Annotated in this window: 11 protein-coding genes; 3 read left to right on the top strand and 8 right to left on the bottom strand. The window is 31.0% G+C overall.

The genetic code is table 11. From position 1 onward, the window contains the following. Positions 1-10 precede the first annotated feature (10 nt). The 6 genes from D6T69_RS08285 to guaB form a co-directional block, all read right to left on the bottom strand. Positions 11-2,110, bottom strand: a complete 2,100-nt coding sequence (locus tag D6T69_RS08285) for a fibronectin type III domain-containing protein (protein WP_125067299.1) — start codon at positions 2,108-2,110, stop codon at positions 11-13. Next, positions 2,103-6,719: a hypothetical protein gene (locus tag D6T69_RS08280; RefSeq protein WP_125067298.1), complete on the bottom strand. Its 4,617-nt coding sequence runs from the start codon at positions 6,717-6,719 to the stop codon at positions 2,103-2,105. The genes D6T69_RS08285 and D6T69_RS08280 overlap by 8 nt, the downstream gene beginning before the upstream one ends. Before the next feature lie 53 nt (positions 6,720-6,772). Beyond that, entirely contained in the window at positions 6,773-7,489 is a 717-nt protein-coding gene (locus D6T69_RS08275; protein WP_125067297.1) for a hypothetical protein, read from the bottom strand. 13 nt (positions 7,490-7,502) lie between these two features. Beyond that, positions 7,503-12,824 (bottom strand): DNA/RNA non-specific endonuclease, encoded by a 5,322-nt coding sequence (locus D6T69_RS08270; protein ID WP_125067296.1) that lies wholly within the window; start codon positions 12,822-12,824, stop codon positions 7,503-7,505. A 17-nt stretch (positions 12,825-12,841) separates the two neighbouring features. Further along, entirely contained in the window at positions 12,842-15,307 is a 2,466-nt protein-coding gene (locus tag D6T69_RS08265) for a TonB-dependent receptor (protein WP_125067295.1), read from the bottom strand. A gap of 152 nt (positions 15,308-15,459) precedes the next feature. Then, the gene (gene guaB, locus D6T69_RS08260) at positions 15,460-16,935 is read right to left on the bottom strand and encodes an IMP dehydrogenase (RefSeq protein WP_125067294.1); all 1,476 of its coding nucleotides are present in this window, start codon (positions 16,933-16,935) and stop codon (positions 15,460-15,462) included. Between the two features lie 254 nt (positions 16,936-17,189). Between guaB and D6T69_RS08255 the strand changes: the two genes are divergently transcribed. The 3 genes from D6T69_RS08255 to D6T69_RS08245 all read left to right on the top strand — a co-directional run bounded on the left by D6T69_RS08255 (position 17,190) and on the right by D6T69_RS08245 (position 18,935). Next, the gene (locus D6T69_RS08255; protein WP_125067293.1) at positions 17,190-17,954 is read left to right on the top strand and encodes a hypothetical protein; all 765 of its coding nucleotides are present in this window, start codon (positions 17,190-17,192) and stop codon (positions 17,952-17,954) included. A 118-nt stretch (positions 17,955-18,072) separates the two neighbouring features. Beyond that, a complete protein-coding gene (locus D6T69_RS08250) occupies positions 18,073-18,660 on the top strand; it encodes a hypothetical protein (protein WP_125067292.1) in 588 nt (195 codons plus the stop codon). Between the two features lie 5 nt (positions 18,661-18,665). Further along, the gene (locus D6T69_RS08245) at positions 18,666-18,935 is read left to right on the top strand and encodes a hypothetical protein (protein ID WP_125067291.1); all 270 of its coding nucleotides are present in this window, start codon (positions 18,666-18,668) and stop codon (positions 18,933-18,935) included. On the opposite strand, the gene D6T69_RS08240 is transcribed toward D6T69_RS08245, so the two are convergent. Next, complete coding sequence (locus D6T69_RS08240; protein ID WP_047789510.1) at positions 18,936-19,679, bottom strand: LytR/AlgR family response regulator transcription factor; 744 nt, start codon at positions 19,677-19,679, stop codon at positions 18,936-18,938. It lies immediately after the preceding gene. Between the two features lie 3 nt (positions 19,680-19,682). Then, positions 19,683-21,110, bottom strand: a complete 1,428-nt coding sequence (locus tag D6T69_RS08235; RefSeq protein ID WP_164506704.1) for a tetratricopeptide repeat-containing sensor histidine kinase — start codon at positions 21,108-21,110, stop codon at positions 19,683-19,685. Positions 21,111-21,392: the final 282 nt, after the last annotated feature.

The raw sequence follows: 21,392 nt of genomic DNA, 5'->3' as shown, positions 1-21,392 counted from the left end.
TAGCTTCCTTTTAATAGTTTATTTCAATTTTATTAAGCGGAGATTTAGCTCCTGACTCAAAAATTGCTTGAATTAAAAATGTATATTTTGTGTTTATTAATAAGTTTCTATCTTTAAACTTATTAGTATCTACTTTAAAAACTTTATACATCGTTGGCTTTTTCTCCTCTTCAGCTTTGTACAAAACAAACTCCTTAACCTTTGTTTCTTTGTAATTCCACTTTAACTCAATATATCTCTCTTCTCTATTTACGTATCCTGTAAATTTTTCTATACTTGGTTTAGGTGAATTGTCTAAAACTGTTATTTTTAAAGGTACTATAGGTTCTGATTCAAGCCCTGATTCATCTATAGTCAAAGCTGTATACAAATACGTTTTTCCTACAATTCCTGTTTCATCTATAAACTTGTTTTGTAATAATGGTAAACTCTTTAACATTTGCCATGGCTCTTTTACTCCCTTTTCTTTTCTATAAATTACGGTAGATTGAGCATCATTACTAGTACTTGATATCCACTCTATTTCAACTCTACCTTTATCTGATTTAAAAGAAGTGAAAACGGGTGCAGTTGGAGGTACTATATCTGGTCTATTTAACTCTAAAACTTCAGAAAATTCTGATGGATTATATCTTTTATCAAAAGCTTGGACCTTATAATAAATCTTTTTATTTAGTATCTTTATGTTTACCGTATCAATAAAGGTGCTATTAGGTATTGGCTCAAAAGTCATTTGAGTAAATTCATCTGTTTTTAAATTCGCTTTAAATACTCTATACCCTAAAAAATCTATCTCTGTATTTTGTTTCCATTGTAATCTTACTACTCCAAGGGAGTCTATAGTTCCGTTTAACATAGTTGGTACTGCTGGAGGAGTACTATCATCTGGTTGTACCATTTTTGGAAACGATTCTCGGGTGCCTCCATTGTTACCTACAGCCACAATTTTATAATAGTTTATGGCTTGTAAGTTTTCTATCTTAATAGATCTTTTGTTTTTTGATATATTATCTATTACAGTAAGAAACTTACCTTTTGGTGTATTAGATCTTACTAGTTTAAATTTACTAAGTGTTCTAATTCCTTCAGAAGGAAATTCCCAACTTAAAACTCCTCCTTGACTATTCAGTTTTACATCTGTAATAAATGGTGTGTGTGTTAATGGTTTTATTCCTTTACCTGAAACAATTTTTGAATAAGGTCCTTCAATACCAAAAGGAGATATTCCTTTAATTCTATAAGAATAGGTTTTGTTGTTTTGTGAAAGACTATCTATATACATCATTCTATTTGATGGATTCTTTTCTTTTTCTCCTAAAGTTGCTACTGGTGTTCCTCGTAGTTTTTTAAAAGTTTTTCCTTCATCCTCCGATTTTTCAATAATGTAATTAGTATAGTACTTTTTTAAGATTACTTGATTCCAACTTAGAATAACTGTTTTATCTTTAAAGACCCCAACAAATTCTTGTGGCTCAGGTAGCGTTTTTTTATCTAGTAATCCTAAATATACTCCCCCTGCTTTGATCAAATCTTTCTTCTCTTCTGGCAAAGCTACTCGTATAGTATATAAATAACGTTCTGTTGGTTTTACAGTATTGTCGACAAAAGCCAATCCTGAAAATTTTGCTACTTTAAAATCTTGATCGGCTGCATACAAAGCAAAAGTAAATCTCTGTTCTATTACTTGTGCCTTATTTATAATACTCAGTAATCCATCTCCTCCTTCGTTCATTTCTACATCGAACTCCTCTCCATATAATGCTTGTGCAGCTAATGCTGCGTAATTGTTTTCTTCCGAAAACTCTTTCCATTCCATCATTGGATAAGGTTTTAAAGGAATGGGAATTAATTGTTTTATTACAGGTTTCGTCAGTATTTCTTTATCTACCGCTATTGTTTTTCTTTCAATTATATAACCGTATTTATTAGCATATTTCCAAGCTGTTGGAGTTGTTACTCCCCAACGTAGTAATATTTTATTTTCAGATACTGTTGCTATTGCTTTTACTTCTGCTTTAATATTACCTATTTCTTTTTGGGCATAGGTTTTTATTGTAATACCCAACATCAGAAGCATAAAGATGATAGGTGTACTTTTCTTCTTAATCATTTAATGGGTTTAAATATTTTAATGAATTTATTCTGCTCTTTTTTACCTGACCTGGTAATACGTATTGTAACGTTGCTTTATATTTTCCTTGACGCATGTAAGGAAAAGCTTCTGTAATTAATTTTATATACTGTGACTTTGCATTCCAGTTAATATTTGAATTAACTAATTGATATCTTAAATCTTCGTAATCTTCTAAATAATAATACGTGAGATTATATCTGTACGGGTTGTATAAATTTATTTCTCCCGAATAATTATTTTCTAAATAAGTTACATACCAAGTCATCGGTTCCACTCCTTCTACTGGTGGTACTCCTACTTCATCAATTTCTCTACTTACCGAAATACTTCCTTCGTATGGATAGTTATTATAGATTAATGGATAAATCTGATTTCTATAGTAACTATCATCTAAAGTTGCTCTTGATACAACTAAGGGTTGATATCCTGTATACTCATTTCCTCTCAACTCTGCCAAATCAAATGCTTCTTGGTAGTCAATACTTGATAATAATGTTAATCCATAAGGATAAACAATGTGTTGATATAAATCTTTATTCTTATTCATATCTCGCATTTTACCGCTGAATGTTTCGTACTTACTTGTTCTAAAATTATAGACTAACAATTCTTTCTCTCCTTCTTTGCTTACATTTCCTTCTGCTTTCCTTGATTTTACTTCAACTGTATTTTCAGAACTACCTCCTATATTTTTAGAAGTATATGTTTCTGATACATTATCATCTAAATCACTTGCTTCTGATGTTAGTTTTAAGCTTACATCATATTGTGTTTGTGTTTGCATTTGATTTACTGGCAGCGAATAAACTAACTGCTTTTTAGCAGAGTTATATGTGAATTGTTTGTATAAATTTTCACCAGATGCACTGGTCATTATCATTTCTTTTTTCCAATCTGGCGCAGCTTCAAACAAGTATGTTTGACCTCTTTTTAATTTTACATAAGCTGTGCTATACTCATCAATAAAGAAGTTTTTTTGCCCTAGTACAGGGTACATATAATCTATATTTGTTAATGGTATTGTTTCTGGTGCTTCTCCTGTTGTAAAGTTTACTTCTTTTACTTCTGTAGCTACCTTACCTCCTGATTTTATTTTTTGCCAGCTTCCTCCTTTGTATTCTTCAAAGTGTAATTGAACTTTAGCTTTTAATTGAGCATGTGGTGGTAAAATTTCATGTGAATAAAATACTGCTACATCATTTCTATCATTCCATTTTATTTCTCCTACAATATTTTGTCCATCTTTTGTTACGGAAAAATCATCTAATAAAATTTTATACTTTCTATCTCCTGTATCATCAGGAATTTCAAAAATTTTATTAATCTGTAAATTGAATACTGCCTGGGGAGCTGCAAACACATCTATATCTGTACTTCCTTCTTTTGGTGTTAAGTCGCTAATTACGACAATACCATCTATAGGGCTTCCCCCCACTATTTCACATTTGTCTCCAAACTCAATTTTAAACCTAAATCTCCCTTTAATTAGACCTCCTAACAAGTTATATTTTCCTGCTAAATATCCTCTAAACCATGCTGGATTTGGCAATCTTGCTTGTAATAATACAGCTCCTCCTCCTGCTATAATAGGTAGTTTCTTTTTTATCCCAAAGAGTTTAAATTTTACACCTAAAACTCCTTGTAAATAAGCATACGCTTGTCCATTAGCGTACCAACCATTCATTCCTATAACTTCTGAAGATCCTTTACAATAAGCTTCTCCATAGTCTTTTAACATAATATCAAAACCTATTCCTGCATCAAATCGAGCATAGAAGATTAAAAACTTCAAATCTCCTGTAGAAACACTCATGCTAGATCCAAAAGCTAAACCTTTTCCAGATTCCAACATATTAGCATCTCTCATATAATTGAGCTCAGCAACATCAACTCCTAAAATATCTGCAACAATTGGTGGTGGTGGCGGACTTCCTGGTAAGTTTTCTCCTGTCATGAAGTAACTATCCATTTTTATTTTTAGAATTCCTAAGTCTATTTTTACTCCTACTCTATCTTCTGGAGTTCCAACGAGCATGTGCCATTCATCTGGAGCTACATAAAAATCTAGCCATCCCGCTCTACCAGAAGGACCTACTCCTTTTAAAACTCCGAAATTTATATATACTTCAGATGTAGAGTGGAAAATATCATTCACAAAATCAAAACCAATAAAAACATTTGCTGAAATAGCTGCTGTTGGACTTTGTGCTGGAATTCCTTGTCCTCCTACCACTGCAATGCTAGACAAGTTACTATTTACTGTATCGAAAAAGTCCCCTGGTAAAGAGGCTATTAGTTCACCAAAACCTTTCATGTATATTTCTTGTAGTCCTCCTGACTTTCTAAATGCCATACCAAACTCTACGGTAGCATGAAAAAGTTCTTCTGAATTTTGAGTAATGATTCCTACAGACGCTTTCATTCCAAATGAGTTTTGCTCATATGGTTCGTAGATTACTCCTGAAGTTGAAGCTCCAATTTCTGTAAAAGCAGCATCTTGCGCATTTGAATTACCTGCCATACGCATTTTATTGTAGAAACCTCCTCCAAAAGCATTCAATGCAAAACCAGGGAAAATTGGAATTCCTTGTGGCAGTGTTACTTTGGCGTCCGCATACCAATATCTAAAGGATTCTGTTCTTCCAAAAAGCGCTTTTGCTTCTACTTCTAACTTTATTCCTGTAGAAAACTTAGCTCCAACTGCACCTGCAAATCCAGTTCCGTAAGTTGGATCATCTTCAAAAATGAAAATTGCCCCTTTTAACTGCATACCGGCAACGTCCATTTTTATATATAAGTGTTCTAATCTTACTCCATCAAACTTCCATTTGTTTCCGGAATCATCCATTTTAGCTTTAAAAGCTAATTTTGAAGCTCCTCCATTTCCTCCATCTGACTCTGATGTTAAATTCACTGCAAAATCAAAAACTAATTCTGCTTTATTATCTGCAGGAGTTCTTAAACCTATTTCATTAATTACTATAGGGAAATTAGCCAATTGCAACTTTCCTTTAACACCAAAATAATCGACTGAAAACTTAGGAGATTCAGTTTGTAATACCATTTTTTGGAATGTTATTCCCTTAAAATTTATGATACTTTTTGATGTGTCATTAGATTCTTTTTCATCCTTTTTTAATCCAGATGCAAGACTCATTGATCCGTTTAAGTTTGCTTTTGGTCTAAACTCTCCATCTTTAACCTTCATCTCTACATAAGAATCCTTGGTCAAATGAACATTTGCCTTCCAAACATTAAACTTGATATCTTTTTCAGTTTTTACAGCCAATTTATATTCTCCTGGTTGAAAAACTGCATTGTATTGTAAACTATCTAATTGAGAAACTGGAAGTACTAGTTTTCCATCAAACTCTCCTGCTCTTAAATGATTTGTTTCTATATCTAACAAAAAGTAGTCTAATGAAAAATCCCACCCTGAGGCAGTCCCTTCATTTAAATCGATTACATTTTCTCCTGTAAACTTACCTGTTACTCCTTGTCCATCTATAATTAAATCTGTAGCACCAAAAGCAACTCTTTTATCTTCATTTTTCTTTTTAAACTCAGGTGGTAAAATAACTTGAAGTGATTTTACATATACTCCTCTCCACAAATTCGGCTCCGTACTATAAAACTTATCTAGGTAAGCCTTTGGAGTTGCTTCATCATTTCTTAAATCACTAAAATCAAATACGGCTGTATTTAGTTTGAACGTAGTTCCTTCTATACCTTTAATTCCGAATTCAGGTAACGATATATTCACAACCATATCATTCCAATCAGAAATCGAGGTTTTAAAATTTGCTTCTACATATCCTATTTTCTTTTTCCCTTTTTCATCAACAGGGTGTAATAAGCCATTGGCAAATTTTACATTTGCATCTAAGCCCATTTCTTTAAAACCAGAGCAATCAATAATTGCATAGGTTCCTGGTTCTTCCATACTTCCATTTAAGGTAAGTAGTAATGTTCCACTATTGAAATTAACTGTAAATTGCGATATTAAATGTAGTCTCGCATCTCCTATAATTCCTCCTTCATGAGATAACTTTACATTGGAAGCTCCTAAAATTAATACCTGTTCTCCCCTATCAGGATTTGTATTAGGTAGCTCTACTTTTAAAAAAACTGTTAGTTCTGAATACGCTGGTTTAAATACGGCTTTTGCTATTCCTACTGTATATTTTACATTACTAATGCTAACAGGTTTAATTGCTACAGGAAGCTGACTTAATCCGTCTTTTGTTAAAACATCGATATAGTTTTCTGACTCTTCAATACTTTTAAATGTATTGGTAGCCATATCTAACCACTTTTTATTGATTAGTGAATCAGCTGTATTAAACTGAAAGCCTTGCTGTGTAAACCGTTGTTGTATTTCTGGTTTTAAAGCTTCTTCTATCTCATCAAATTTATCAAGCGAAGAAAAGTTACGAAGTGTTTTACTTTTTGCTATTAAGTTCGTTTTATCAACATACTTATTTGTTACAGCTGTGCTGTCTCGCTCTGTAAAGTTTGGTGTGGCGAACAACGAAACACTTATAAATAATAGTATTAAAAAACTTAGGGGTAATTTTTTATTCATTTAGTTTGGTTGGTTAATTGTTTTTTCTTCTTTTCTTTACAATATCATATTAATTAAATTTCTTCATAAGTATAAAATACATATTGCTCCCATTCTTCATAAGGAATAGAGTTATGTAGAGAGTTAATTACTAATTTATTCCAAGGTTTCCATTCTTCTTTTAGTTCTTTATTCGTTATTTGATAATGCTCTAAAAGTCCTTTAATCAAATACTCTGGTAAAGGCATTGATAGGTTTCTAGAAACATTATCTTTTGTCAATTTTATAGAGTAATCTACAGTCTTATTAACTATTTTAAATGTAAACACACCTGAATCCCATGATTCTTTATAATCTATAAAGTCTCCATCCTCATCATAGTTTGAAATTAATAAGTTGTTTTCTTTTTCATACTCGAAAATACGATTCATCATTGTCTCATTTAACCACTGGAAAAACACATTTGCTGTATCTATTTTATTTTTTAATTCTTCAACATCATCTAAATAATATCGTACTGTACTTTTTCCATTTAAAATAAAATTAACTTCAACTTTATTAAACTTCTCATTAGTTTCTTTTTTAGAATTATATAATTCTCTGATAAAATCTATAACTTCTTTTATTTTTTTAAACGGTATCCAATGCTCTTCTATTTGATTTTGAGATGTTACGTATTGAATAGATTCATAACCAATACTCCCGTTAGTAACATCAAATATGACTTTAATTGATTTCCAATCTAAACCATTAAAACCATTTTTTATTAGGTCTAAAAAATTGTTTTTCATTTTATTTTATTTTTTAGAGAGGGTTATCGTAACTTCTAGATAACTGTGTATCTATTTTTCCATCAACTTTGACAATTACATCAATAGAGTCAGGTCTTTTAGAACCTCCAGTAAAATTAAATTCCATTTCTATTTTAACATTAGGCGGGGTATCTGACTTTAACATTTTCGAAATTTTATCCTCCATTTTATACCATTCACCAGTTCTATTTTCAGAGGCATTTTGAGAGAAATAATTAATCTGTTCACTTGGTCCTCCCCATTCATTTCTAAATATATGACCACCATCATCTACATTTACTGTTGATCCGTCTTTTACCTCTTTTGCTCTTGCTTGAAACTCTTCATTCCTTTTAATATTTTTATTAATTTCTACAGGATCCATAATAGCTTTTGAAACCCTTCCAAACTGATCTGTTTCAAACACAAATTTTCCCCCATCAACTTCATACCTGAAATTTTTCATTAGAGGAGGATCTACATTTAATAAATGATTCCATCCATCACCTGTTCCTCCTATTTTAGCTTTAATAATTCCTTCAGAAATTTCCGCCCAAACTGTACCATTCCTATCTATAACAGTAAGCTTTCCCTCTACGTTCTTGATTGTCCATGTACCTGGTAACTTACTTCTTGTTAGCATATCAATAAACTCATCATACTGATTTCCAAGAACCTTCTTTAAACTGGTTATCACCTCAGGTGACAAATTATCAACAAACTTTTGTTTTAGAATTATAAAATCTCCTGATGGAGTTGCAGAGCTCATGTCAATATCTTCTACCTTTCCATTTGATCTTGCTACATACCAATTATCTGCTTCTATTACATTATTACTGTAAATTTTCATTTCTCCTGTTGATCCAATTATATCTCTATCTAATACTTTAGCTATCTCACTAGCACTAGATGAGTTATTACAGCTTAGTAATCGAATAGTTTTATTAGATGGTATTGATGTAAGTGCTTGACCAAATTCAGCTGCAGTAAGTGTTATATTTTCTGTCTTTCCACCTAACTCAATAATCACTGAAAAGTTATCTCCCGTATTATCTGAATGTACAATTATATCAATATAATTATCATTGGTATTAATATATCCTTTTACAGCTCCAATTTTATCTCCTGTTAAATTAATATTACCTCTGAAGAGCTGTTTAACTTTATCTGCAATACCTACCTGAACTCCAGCCACTCTTGCCAACTCCTCTCTAACATTAACATCAATTGTTTCATCAGCTTTTTCGTAGGCTTCTTTAGCTGTTTTCTTTATCATTTGTTCAGTAAAAATGTCTAATCCTAAAGACCCCATTTCTAACCAGAACAAATGTGTTCTTAATTTATTACAAAACTCTGTTTTACAATCAGACAACGTGAGCATTGCATTTAAAACTCCCGCTGATATCTCTGCCCCTGCAACTGTATATTTAACCGTTTTTGCTCCTTTAGATAAATGCCTTAAATGTCTAAGTTTAACTAAATTCCCTACACCAGAAACAGTCGTTACTGCATCAAAGGTTAGATTAAATGCTGTTTCTAAATTAGCTGTTTGATTTACTTCTTTTATAGCTTTTAAGTAAAATGCAGGGATTTCTTCTGAAGGAATTTTCAAACCTTCTACTGTTTGTCCTGTATTAAGGATATTTAACTTACTATAAAAACCAAATGACCCTACTACCTTATAACTTACACTATTATACTTTGAGGTGATAAAAATCTCATCTTCATTAGTTTTAAAAAAAACACCAAAATCATCGGTATAAAAGCCTAATGTTTTCTGAGAATTATACGGAATAAACAGCTCTGTTTCAAGATTAGCATAATTACTCTGTAACCAATTTTTATAAACTATTTGAATAAATTTGGTGAAATTGTCTTCTCCTCCGTAGTTATCAATTTTCTCATAAAGCACTTTGAACAACTTCTTGTCATCTACTTTATGAGTTAGCAATCCATCTAAAAGTTTTTGAGAATTGTCTCTACCTATAGCATCTATTAATTTTATTACTGCTTTTTCTTCATCTGATCCACCTTCATTAATTGAGCAAGAAGCGAGTGATATAAGATCACTCCAGTGTTCTGTTTTTCTTTCGTCAATTACAAAATTAGGTGCATGTTCATATAAAAAATCTAGTTTATTACAATCTTCTCCGGCTTTTTCAAATTCCTTATTAAACTTTTCTAATATGTAGTTCTTATTTAACCCAATACCTACATACTCTGAATACTCTACATAATCCTTAACATCTCTAATAGTTAAACGAATCGCATCTTTTCTAGAATGTGTTTCTCCATTTATATAATTAATTTTATCTGTATAAGTATGCTTTTCATTTATTTCTAAATCTAAATACCTTTCAATATTAGAGACATCTACAATTCCTTTTTCTGAAGATAAGCTACCCCATAATTTCAGTTTACGATTTCCTATTTGAAATTGAACTGATATTGGTATTTTATCTCCTAGTATTGATATGGTTGAATCTGTAAGAAAAAGATTAGGGTTATACTCTACTTCTTTTTTTCCTTTATTTACTTTCAACCAACTCATTAAAGCATTGTAGTCTATACCAGTATGAATATACTCTCCATCTTCATCTCCTTGGAACCAATACAATTGCACACCCGGAGCGTGCATTTTTTTCCAATCTAAATGGTTTAAAACTGTTCCGCTACCATAATCCATTAAGAAGTTAGTAGCTCCTTGTCCAAATTGGTACTCATCCCAAGTATGTTCTAATCCAAAAATTCCGTGCCCTAATTCGTGTGCTAAGGTTCTAGATTGTTTTGTTACTGTAGTCGCATTTTGAGTGAACACAAAACCAAACTGCCTTTTCAATGGCATAAAACCTGATACATTGGCGTTAGTTATAGATATATTCGTAACAAAAACATAATATGTTTTATCTGTGTAATACTCTTGTTGTTTAACATAGTTATTAAACATCAATTGTTCATCCGTATAATGTGATAATATAGAACTGTCTCCTACTTTTAATCTTTTGTTTCCATCTTTATCCCAACCATACACCTCATCTGGCAAAATACTTTGTCCTATTTGAACATTTAATCGAACCCCTGCTTTGCTATATATTTCTGCTGTTTTTTCTTTTAAAGCATCGTTAATTACAACACCATCTCCTACTGGTATTAAGGTTACATTTATAGGTTCTAATTCTTTAGATGCTAAGTGTGTTGTTATTAAACTACCTGCTATATCATATTTTTCATTATTCTCTTTAGACTTTACAACCGCAAAAATCTCTTCATCTGCATAATCAAACTTTCTTTTTAATTTTAATGTTGCTTCTGTACTGTTATTATTCCAGTTAACCTCTACTTTTGCCCCATCCTTTGTTTTAAAAATGATATCATCTTTTGAAATACTAGCATCGTTGATAGTAACTTTAGCTGTAATAAAATCTTCGCCTTGTATATCTGATATTGCTTTATAAGGTACTTTATACTTTGTACCATTTGCTTCTAAAATTTTGTATTCTTTTTCAAAAGTTACAGAAGTATTTTCTGGTAATGCATCAAAATAATAATCACCAGATTCTTGAAAAACAACTGTAACCCCTGCTGCTGTTATTGCATTTACATTGCCTTCTTCATCAATACCATTTGTTGTATTGTCTGCAACAGCTCCTCCTTCTGCTCCTTCTTCTTTTGTAACAGTCCCATCTTCTCCTACCGACCACACATCTCCATTTGCGCTTTTTATACTTATATCATCATCACCCGGTATGATGGCTTCTTCTCCATTTGTTCCAGTTACGACGATAGCTCCATTTGCATCTATTTTTACTTCATCTATTACAAAATCAACTTCTACTAAATCGTCCTTAACTCCATCGTCTCCATTAATTCCATCAGAAATATCCACATCTACATCCACATCAGCCGATGCTCCCTTGCCAAATTCTGGATCATACAACGTTACTATTTCTCCTTCTGCTAATTGATTAGCTGTGTTTATTAAAATATTTGAGAAAGTTACACCGAACTTAGCAAACTTTAAATATGGAATAGCTACATAACCTTTTCCTGAAATTCTTCCATTAGATTGGCTTTGAATTTCTGTTATAATCACTTTAAAATCTCCTGCAGTAACCTCATCTCCTATAGTTAAACCTGCATGTGGATTTCTATTAGAAATGGCAATTTCATCAGGAACTATTCCACAATTATAATTAGCATCTTCATTTTGTATCAAATCTGTTGTTACGTATTGTAATTCAGAATAGTCACTAAACTGATAGCTACATTTTCCCTTTACTTTATATTCATAAGTAGTTCCAGGTTTTAAGTTCCATATAGTTGCCCAACTACTGTTTGTTCTTTTAGTAAACCAACTAGCATTCGTCTTTCCATTTTCTCTATATGCTATGATATATTCTGAAAAAACTGTTGGGTCTTGTTCCCAGAAAACATTGATTTTTGAAGTTCCTTTAGCTTCTGCTGATATCCCTTCTGGTACCTGACACGGTACTGTTCTTGAAAACCAGAAAACCTCACTGTATCCTTGGTTTTTGAACAATCCTATTTCTTCTAAGCCTTGTAGCGCTTTGGCTCTTACTCTCCAAGCATATTTTCTCCCAGGTAATAGTAAAGGCTTATCTGGCCCATAAATTAAGGTTGTTCTTCTAGTTGTTTCCTGATGAATAGGAAGTTGTGATAAAAATGCTGTTTGAGGGTTTACTGAGTTATCCCAAACTTCAACAATACTAAACTCATACTCTACATTGCTAACATTGATATGACGAGGTGTCCATTGAAAAATAATGTTTTCAAAATCTGTGGGTTCAATATTACTTCCTGTTAAAGGAATATTTAATATTGGTGGTTCATTTTTAAATATAAATACGGTAGCACATTTTTTTGCTGATAGTTTTGCTCCTGAAATGTAATCGTACACCTCAAAACAAAAATTATAACTTCCTTCAGGTATTGTTTGTCCATAAACAGAAGAGCTTATTCCTTGTATATTTTCAAGTCTATAATATGGTGCTAGTTCTGTATTTCTTAATGTTAAGGGTATTCCTCCTTCTAAAAACAAGTCTTGTGCTCCAACTACAAAGTCCTTACTTGAAAAACGTATGTTACCTCCTTCGAAATACGTTTTTAATCTTATTTGACGACTTGGTATAGTTAAATCATTTAAAAAAATTTGAACCGTTATAGGGCTATTTAAACTAGTATCATCTGCATAATTATAAAAATTAACTGGTGCTGGTGCTTTTACTCTTGGAATAATGCTAACTGGAAACTGTTGAGCAAAAACACTATTAAAAAAAACTAATAAAAATGTAGCAAAGAGTAGCTTTCTTTTCATACAATAGGGTAAAGGGGTTAGTCCATATATTTTAATTCATATTGACTCTCATCAATATGTTTTTCTGATTCTTTCGCTAAAAACTCTATTACGAGTCCTTGCAAATATAATTTTATTTTCTTTTTTTTCTCACTCATTTTAAACATCTTATAAATTTTAGATGCATTTGCTTCTCTAAATTTTCTGAGTACACCTGTATCTTCTTTTACCCTCTTTAAAGTTTCATATTCTTCTATTTTTGAAACAATCCACCTGTGAACAAGTAATTTTTTATGAGACCTTCTCAGTACTTGATTCATTTTGTTAAATTCAATTTGTAATGTTTCTGGGTAAGTTGCTCTTTCTTTTAATGTTTTATACCATAAAACATGCTTTCTTATTTCTTTTTTATTTTTCAAGTAATCTTGTTCTGTAGGATAATCCAAATACACAGCACTTTTATAAACACCTATTAAAGCTTGATATATTAACTCATTATAATCTTTTAAATATTCTTTAGACTTATATATATCATCAAGTAATTGAATCGCTTTTATCTTATAAACTCTATTACTTTTTTCTTTAGCAATTTGTATTCTCTCATCCTGTAACTTCTTACTTATCTTTTTGGGTACGTCGTTAAAACTTTTTGATTCTATCAATTCTTTAATCCTAAAGCTTATTTCAGGAATTGTTCCTTCGTATAAAGAGTCTTTGTAAATAAATCTAATAGGCTTTTTAATCTTCTTTACTTTTTTCTCTTTTTTTGCCTTTGGTTTTCTTTTAAACTTGATATTTTTAGAATTAAAAATTCCAAAATCATATGTGTATCCAAATGTTACGGTAATACTATTATTCGAAATATTAGTTGAGCTTCTTAATTGAAGAAGTCCATTTAAATTAAAATTATGCCTTTTATGGTATACATATCTTGCTCCTGTCCTTAAATTAGTTACTTGACCTTCTCTATCTCCATTAATAATGCTTTCGTTATAACTTAACGAGCCATTTAACTTTAGTTTTTTTTCTAAAAACCCTTTAGTTGCAGAAATTGTAGGTCCAAAAATTAGGTTCTCATCTGTTATTCCTAACTCACTATAACTAGCATTGATAGCTCCTGAAATCATTAAATCTGAATCAGGGTACCCAATAGTATATGCTCCTGTAAAATTATAAAACGAAGATGTATCTTCTTCTCTAACTTCATCGCCTATTTTGTTTACAGCATCTTGAAAAGACAAACTAAAGTTTAAATTTTGTCTAGTACTTGGAGTTTCTTCTAAAGTATAATTTACATTCACATTTGCATTTTGTGAAATCTGACTTATATTATCTTGGTCCAGCTCTTCCTCTATTTGAGATACACCATTTATAAAGTCGAATTGGTTTTTAATATTAGTATAAGATTGAAAATTAGAATACCCCGCACTAACATTTAATTTTTCACTTGCATTATACCCTAAGTTTATGGAACTAACCAATCTACTTAACCGTGTAGCTTTTGTATTGTCTATATCGTCATTTTGTAAACCTGCGTTTAAGTTTATAGATAACTTATCTTTAAAAATGGTTTGAGAAGCGTTTACAGTTAAGTTTTCTAAATCATTATTAAAAAAATACCCTCCTAAAGTTCTATAATTAGGGTCAATTAACTCATACCCTAATCCAATTGCTCCCCTTCCTACTTTATAAACAAAGTTTAAATTATATGCTTTATAATATTGAGTTGTTGGATTACTTGATAACAAAAAAGAGGCAAAATGATTGCTTTCTCCTTCAACCCTTGTATCTTCTGTTAATGCTGATAAAGCTACTTCTCCCTTTAACTTTAAGTCTTTAAAAAAATCTAGTTCTGTATTAAAGCTTATTACTGTATTATCTTTAGGCAGTACATCTTTTTCTATTGGAATTGGGTTATTTAATGACTCTATATCATCTTTTGCTCTAAAAAAAATAACTCCTGCTGTTAACTTATCAAACTTATAAGAAGCTTTAATTCCATATCCAATTCGTTTGTAATTAGCTTCTCCATTTAAATTATCTTCACTAAACTCTCTTTCTTTTAATAACCTACCATACATTAAACTTATTTTTAATTTATCTTTAGGAGACAAATCAAAACCGACACCAGTAAATTGATGTCCGTTTAATGTATAAGGTGAAAAGCTCATATTTACATCTCCAACATGTGCTGTTACCCACTTATAGCTTGGATGAATACTTAACCTATTAAAAGTAAATGGTGTGTTAGCTTGAAACTTACTATTTGAATATGAAAAAGAAACTGGAATATTATAAATGTCACTAACATTTAAATTGACATTTCCTGATAAAAAATAAGTAAAAGGTTCTCTATTAGAATTTCCGTTATAATATACTGTGTTTACCCCAACTCCTCCTGTTACTTTAAATAATGGCGACTTGCCTATCTTATCTAAATTTTGACTGAAGATAAAAAGAGGGGACAACAAAAAAAGTAGTAGTGTATTTTTTTTACTATTCAAAAAACAATTTTAATTTGATAGCAAAAAAAAGATTTTTTAATTCAAAAAACAATTTTACTTCTTACTTTTTAAAATATAATTAAAAAAGCTGTTAATATTTAAATTAACAGCTTTTACCTTTACCTTAATTAAGGTAATAATACCTTTATATTTTATCGTCTACTATAGTTAGGTGCTTCTTTAGTAATAGCAACATCGTGTGGGTGACTTTCGTTAATTCCACTTGCAGTAATACGAACAAATTTCCCCGTATTTTTTAAGGTCTCAATATCTTTTGCTCCACAGTATCCCATACCTGCACGTAACCCACCTACAAATTGGTGAATGCTTTCTTGTAATTCTCCTTTATAAGCAACACGTCCTACAATTCCTTCTGGAACTAACTTTTTAATGTCGTCTTCTACATCTTGGAAATAACGATCTTTTGACCCTTGTTTCATGGCTTCAACAGATCCCATTCCACGATACGATTTGAATTTTCTTCCTTCGTAAATAATCGTTTCTCCTGGAGATTCTTTGGTTCCTGCTAATAATGATCCTAACATTACACAGTCTGCTCCAGCTGCAACAGCTTTTGGAATATCACCTGTATAACGAATACCTCCATCAGCAATTACAGGAACTCCACTTCCTTTAATAGCAGCTGCTACTTCTAATACTGCTGAAAATTGTGGGAATCCTACACCTGCTACCACACGTGTTGTACAAATAGATCCTGGTCCTATTCCTACTTTTACTGCATCTGCTCCAGCTTCTACTAAATATTTAGCTGCTTCTGGGGTTGCAATGTTCCCTACAACAACATCTAATTCAGGGAATTTAGCTTTTACTTCTTTTAATACAGAAACCACTCCTTTGGTATGTCCATGAGCTGTATCTATGATTACAGCATCTACTCCAGCATTTACTAAGGCTTCTGCTCTATCAACTGCATCGTGCGTTACGCCTAATGCAGCAGCTACGCGTAAACGTCCATATGAGTCTTTATTAGCTATTGGTTTTTGTGTAAGCTTTGTAATATCTCTAAAAGTAATTAGTCCTACTAGCTTATCATCATCATTAACAACAGGTAATTTTTCTATTTTGTTTTCTTGCAAGATAACTTCAGCATCTTTTAAAGAAGTTCCTTCTGCAACTGTTACTAAGTTTTCAGATGTCATAACTTCAACAATAGGACGCTCGTTATTTTTTTCGAAACGCAAATCACGATTCGTTACAATTCCTACTAATTTTCCTGCTTCATCAACAATTGGAATACCTCCAATTTTATGCTCACGCATTGCTTGTTTAGCATCTAAAACGATTGCACTTAACGACAAAGTAATCGGATCGATTATCATTCCGCTTTCAGCACGTTTTACCTTACGAACTTCTTGAGCTTGTTGCTCAATTGTCATATTCTTATGTAACACTCCTATTCCTCCTTCTCTTGCAATAGCAATTGCCATAGCAGATTCAGTTACCGTATCCATAGCTGCAGATACTATTGGAACATTGATTGTTATGTTTCTTGTAAATTTTGTTTGGATTGAAACTTCTCTTGGAAGTACTTCTGAGTAGGCAGGAACTAATAAAACGTCGTCGTACGTTAATCCTTCCCCTAATATTTTAGCTTGATGAGCTTGCATATGCAATCAATTTAGTGTGTTGTTAATTAATTGCATGCAAATATACTACAAATAATGCAAAAACAATCTTTAATTTTAAGTTAAGTAAATCACTTTTTTTAATGTTAATAATTAAAGCTATCTCTTTTTAGTCTTTTATCTACCACGTTAATAATCAAGTTTTATACGCTAAAGGTTTTTAGCCTATTTTCTTCTTACTATTTTTTTACATTTATGTTGCTTTTGCATATATTAGAACTCACAAAATCAACGCAATGGAAAACAATACCCTTCAAAAAGATAATAAAAAAATTGTTAGCACTAATAGTAATGGTGTTTACCCTAAAGTATCTAAAGAATTGATTACTGAAATTAACAACATGCTATCCTATGCTATTTATAATGGTACTGTTATTAATACAGAGGTAAATTCTTTAATTGAAAGTAAGAATTTAAACGATTTGATAAATGCGCATAACATTCTTGTTAAAAACATTGCTCCTGCAACACCAAAATCGATAGAATACACAAAAGCTCTTCGTGATGAAGGAGAAAATAAATCTATTTTCAGTAAACTTCCTATAGTAAGGAATCTTATTTTCTTAGCGCTTTTCTTTTTGGTTTTATTCATTGTTACTGCACTTTCTCCTGATGTAAATAATAACTCATTAGATAAAGGTTTAATGAATAACTCTGGATTACCACTCCTTTTAAACCTCTCCTACTTAGCATCTGTTGCTGGTTTAGGAGTTATTTTTTATTTATTGAAAAGAGTTAGCGATTCTATTAGAGAATCAACCATGGTTTCAGAGGAGTCAATTTCTTATTTGGCTCAAATAGTACTTGGTATTATTGCTGGACTTATCATGTCGGAAATTATTTCATTTTACACCAAAAGCCCTGAAGATATCAACCTTTTTAATAAAGGAGTTTTGGCTTTGATTGGAGGGTTTTCTTCGGAAGCCATTTTTAGCATACTACAAGGCATTATAGATAGAGTTAAATCCATTTTTATCATACCAAAAACCAATACAAAATAACTAAAAAACAAAGAGGTTGTTACGTTAAGTAATTATTTATAATAGAGCTTACAGCATACTAACCGAACTTAGCTCAATACTGTAGCAACCTCTTTTTTATTATAAATTAACTATACTTATGAAATACTTTTACGTATCTGTTTTTTCGTTTTTTCTTTTTTCCTGCGCCAGTATTCCAAGCTCTACTGTAACACTTACTAAAGAAGTTATTAAAGAAGCTGATAATATGCATCAGCTAAATGTATCTTTAGTCAACAGACTTTTTGATGAGCGAAAAGAAAAAATCAATTTATTTATTGAAAATAAGTACACCCCTACGCTATTAAAAAAGTTTGAGGGTTTATTACCAGATTCTTTAGATTATAAAAAAGAACTACCTAATATTCTAAATAGTATTGTTCCTATTATTAATCACAAAAAAGATTCACTTCAAAGTATTTTGGATTCACAAAGACAAGATATTTTAAACCAGCTAAATTCTAATTATAGTGATTATAGTAAAGCGACTACTTCGCTTCAAAACTTAATTAACTCTGCAGTGAAAGTAAAAACTACGGAAAGTGATGCTTTGTCAGCAATAAATCAACTTACAGGTGATAAAATTAATATAAAAAAGGTTGAAAACACCATTAATCAGAGTATTGATAAAACTGGAAATGCATTAAATAAATTGATAACCATTGAAAAAGTAATTTCTGAAAAATAACGATTATGAATTCTATAGACTGGAACAATGTAGCTAAAGAAGCAGCTTCACAAACTGATGCTGAGTTTAACAAACAATTGGCTAGTTTAACTAATTTAAAACTTAGTGAAGTGGATGCTTTTATTAAGGAAAGTAAAATTACCAATGCAAACGCCATAAAAACACTTAAACTGATTGATGACGCTACTATTAGTAATAATGAAAAAGCCAAAGCTATTTCTAATATCGAAAATGGCCTTGGCTTTGTAATAAGTTTAGTTTCTAAAGTGGTATAACTACCTAAAAATTGTATTGTCTTTTATAAATGCTGTTTTATAACGCTCACTAAAGAGTATTTTTTCGTCATTATCTAAGACAATAAGATTATCTTCAAAGTAAATTTCTTTGATTTTCTTTACGTTAACTAAGTAATTTCTATGTACTTGTCTAAAATCTGGATTAGACAGCATATCTTTTAACTTAGTTAACGATAATTTTATTAGGTAGTTTCCTGAGTCGCAAATTATACTACAGTATTTTTCCTTTACTTCTACATAATTTATAGCAGCTACATCTACTTTAACCACGCTTCTTTTTTTCTTTATGAATAAAAAAGATGGACTTATTACACCATTGTTTGATGCTAAACTAATACTGTTGTTTTGCTGATAACACGACTCAATTGCCAATTCTAAAGAGAATAACAATTCTAGTTTGTTATACGGCTTTAAAAGATATACTAACGGATTGGTTAGTTTTGCTTCATCAAAAATTTCTCTTCCTTGCATACTTGTTAGGAATAAAAACGGTACGTTAATTCCTTCTTTATTCAAACGGTGTGCTAACGAAATTCCGTCTGGTCTTCCGTTTATCATGATGTCTAAAATAATAACATCAAAAAAGCGATTTCTAATTAACTTTTCTGCTTCTACCGCATTTTTTGCTAATGATACCTCATAATCATTATCTTCTAAAAAAGAAGAAAGTTCTAAAGCTTCTTCTTCTAAGTCTTCTAGCAATAGTAATTGTAGTTTTTTCATAATTTATGCGCTTGCGTTGGGTAACAAAATTCGTATAGTTGTCCCCACTTCCAACTCACTATCTATGAGTAATTTTCCATTATTCTTTTTAATAAGCGTTTGACACAGTAACATACCTAACCCTACGCCCTCAGATCTGTTAATTTTGTCAATACTTAAGTCTTCTAATCCTTTTATTTTTGCTAGTTTTTCTTCTGAAATTCCAAAACCTGTGTCTTTAATCTCAATTGTACTAAATTCTTCAGAGTCGTTATAGGTTTTTACTTCAATCTTGCCGTTTTCTCCTGTGTATTTTAGTGCATTATCTAACAAATTTCTCAATACTATTTTTAAGGATTCCTTGTCTGCTTTTACTAAAATAGTAGCTTCCAACTTTGTAGTTAGTACAATGTTTTTAGCTTCTGCAATTTCTTCAAAGTTATAAACAGCCTGTTCTACCAACGGTTTTAAAGGATATTCTTCTGCTTTAAACGATAGCTGATTGTTTTGCTCTAACGACCAATGCAATACATTGTTTAATAAGTGACTCGTGCTTTCAGTTAACGCAATAGCATTGTTCGTCGTTTCACTTACCGCATCATACTCTTTGTTTTTTAACTGTCGTTTTAGCTTTTCGTGTTGTCGCTTAATTGTATTAATTGGTGAACGTAAATCGTGAGATACTACAGAAAATAAATAGTCTTTCGTTTTGTTAGCTACGTTTAACTCCTCTTTTTGCTGAGTTATAAACCTATTTTTACTTTTTAACTCTCTATAAAAATAGCCTAAAAACCCCAGAAAAACTAATAAACCCGAAGCTCCAATTACTAAACTCTTTTGCACTACTGCTTGACGTTTTAATTCTTCTTCTTGTAATGCTATTTCTTGTTGCTTTTGGGCTACAGCTAATTGTTTGTCTTTTTCTGTCAGCTCCCAAATTTTATCACGGTTCCAAATAGAGTCTTTCCAACGACCATACTCCATATAATATTCTACACTTTTTTGGTAGTTTTTTCTATTCTTCTCCACAACCGCCATGTTTCTAGCTGAGTTTTGCTTCAATTCAAAATCAGAAAAACTTTTTGCTAACTCATATGCTTCTTTAAACAACGGAATGGCTTCATCATCTAAATATTGATTATAATATACATTTGCTAACTCCATTTTAGTTGTTATTAAAGCTGCTGTATCTTCTTCCTTTATAAGCAAATATTCTTTTGTAAAATATTCATTTGCATTTTGATATTCTTTTTTATGAATATAATTTAGTCCTAGATTATGATAGGTACTTTTTTTAACCTCTAATACTAAATCTTCATCAAGTTTTAGAAATTTATTGTAATAGAGAATAGATTTTTCATAATCTTTCATTTCTAAATAAATTCTACCTAGTTTCTCATACTTTAAGCTTTTATATATACTACTATCTGGAACTAACAAAATACTAGACAAAGCTTTCTTATATATTCCTTTACGAATAGCAGAAGTCCCTTGAATATAATTTAATATATTCCTTTGTTCTGTGTTAATATTATTTAATAAGGCTCTCCCACTATATACAAAACAAGAATCATATTCCTTATTTTTATAGAAAGTAAAAGCTTTACAAAAAAAACTATTACCATCCTCCTTACAAATTAAGGAAGTCTTCTTGTAAAGAAGGATTAAATCGCTAGTTTTTTTTTCTTGAGAAAAACAACTAATGTTTATTATTAGAATAACAAATAAAAATTG

The sequence above is a fragment of the Tenacibaculum singaporense genome (assembly GCF_003867015.1).
GTDB classification, from domain to species: Bacteria; Bacteroidota; Bacteroidia; order Flavobacteriales; family Flavobacteriaceae; genus Polaribacter; species Polaribacter singaporensis.
The sequence above is the reverse complement of the archived record's forward strand: the minus strand, read 5'-3'. Positions and strand labels throughout refer to the sequence as shown.